Raw genomic sequence first — 1480 nt, forward strand, 5'->3', positions numbered from 1 at the left:
GTTCCGGGGGCGCCTCTATGCCCGGGGCGTTCGCCGGGGAGGGCGAGTGGCGGCTCGTCGGGCTGACGGCGGGCGACCGGCGGCGCATGGTCGTCCACGGGGGAGCGGGGGCGTGCAGGTGCCGACGCCGTCCGGGCGGAGGATGAGGAGCGGGCGCGGCTCGGCCGCCGCAGGCGGCATGTGATCAAGTAGCCCTCGGCGCCGGGCGGTTCGCGCGGGCCGCGGGTAGGCGGACAGCAGCGGCCGGGCGCGGCGGGCGCGGCGAGCGGGCGCGGCGAGCGGGCCGCGCGGAGATCAGGCGGCGGTGGGGCGGTGTGGAGCGATCACGCGGCCGTCGGGCAGCAGTTCGCCCGTGTCGTCGAAGATGACGATGCCGTTGCAGAGCAGGCTCCACCCTTGCTCCGGGTGGCTGGCGACGGTGCGGGCGGCCTCGCGGTCGAGGGCGTCCGGCGTCGGGCAGCGCGGCTCGTGCCGGCAGATCGAGTCGTGTTGTGCGGTCACAGTGTCCTCCACGGTGTCCCTGTGATTAAGGACATAGATGCAGCCTGCCGTCGCGCGTCCGAAATATGCAAGTCGATGACGGATTCTTTACCGTCAAAGACGTGTGAACCCGGACAAGAGGGGCAGTCTGGGGCGTTTCAGCGCAAGAGGCCCTCGTCGGTATCACCGCCGTGGTCGACGTCCAGGCCGACGACCGAGGCGCAGCCCGTGCAGATCCACTCCGCTATGACCGCCTCCGGGTTGGTCCCGTGGGTGCGGTACGGGCGGTCGACCCTCCGGCGGCGCATCCCGTGGCCGCAGGACGAGTGCAGCACCCGCCCGCACGTCGGGCACGGCCACACGTCCTCGCACCGCAGGTCGCAGCGGGGGCACAGCGGCGACTCGTAGGGTCCGGCCGAGCCGCCGGAGTCCAGCTCGCCCATCCACTCGTGTTCGAGGTCGAGGTACTCGTCGCCCGGCCAGTGGTGATCGGCGAGCCACGCCAGGTACTCCTCGTCGCCGGGGCCGAGCACGGCCGTCAGCGACTCGGGGTGCTCGTTCGCCGAGCTGTGTCGGCGCCTGCCGTGCCGCGCCGTGGCCAGGAGCGTCAGGAGGCCGAGGAGCGCGGCCGCGGCCAGGCCGGTGGCCAAGGGCATCGCGGCTTCCTTATGGTCGGGCGGGGGGAGATTTGATCATGAATTCACTTCACAAAACCCTGCGAACGCTACAAGAAAGGTTCTTTACTGAAAAGTCGATCAAAAAGATTCTTTACAGGGGTGGTGGCGGGGGTGCTGTCCGAAACCGGGCGCACCCTGCGTCCAGAACCCGTGCGGCCTGCGAGAACCAGCGCGCCGAGCCTCTCCCTCCCCGGGCCGCGGCTGGGGAGGGTTTCACTCTCCGCTGAATCCCGCGGGTTGGCACCGGTGCCCGAGTAGGGGTTCGCCCGGGCGCCAGGGGCGGTGAGCGGCCCCCGGGGGTGTGGTTTTCCGCAGGGGCGGGG

General features: G+C 71.4%; 2 protein-coding genes. Both read right to left on the reverse strand.

The genetic code is table 11. The features are described 5' to 3' along the window. Nucleotides 1-294 precede the first annotated feature (294 nt). Nucleotides 295-480, reverse strand: a complete 186-nt coding sequence (locus E1264_RS42535; protein WP_132183236.1) for a DUF5999 family protein — start codon at nt 478-480, stop codon at nt 295-297. A gap of 158 nt (nt 481-638) precedes the next feature. After that, nucleotides 639-1136 (reverse strand): hypothetical protein, encoded by a 498-nt coding sequence (locus tag E1264_RS44975; RefSeq protein WP_207937028.1) that lies wholly within the window; start codon nt 1134-1136, stop codon nt 639-641. Nucleotides 1137-1480 lie beyond the last annotated feature (344 nt).

Origin of the sequence: Actinomadura sp. KC216, assembly GCF_004348535.1 — a bacterium.
In the GTDB taxonomy this organism is placed as follows: Bacteria; Actinomycetota; Actinomycetes; order Streptosporangiales; family Streptosporangiaceae; genus Spirillospora.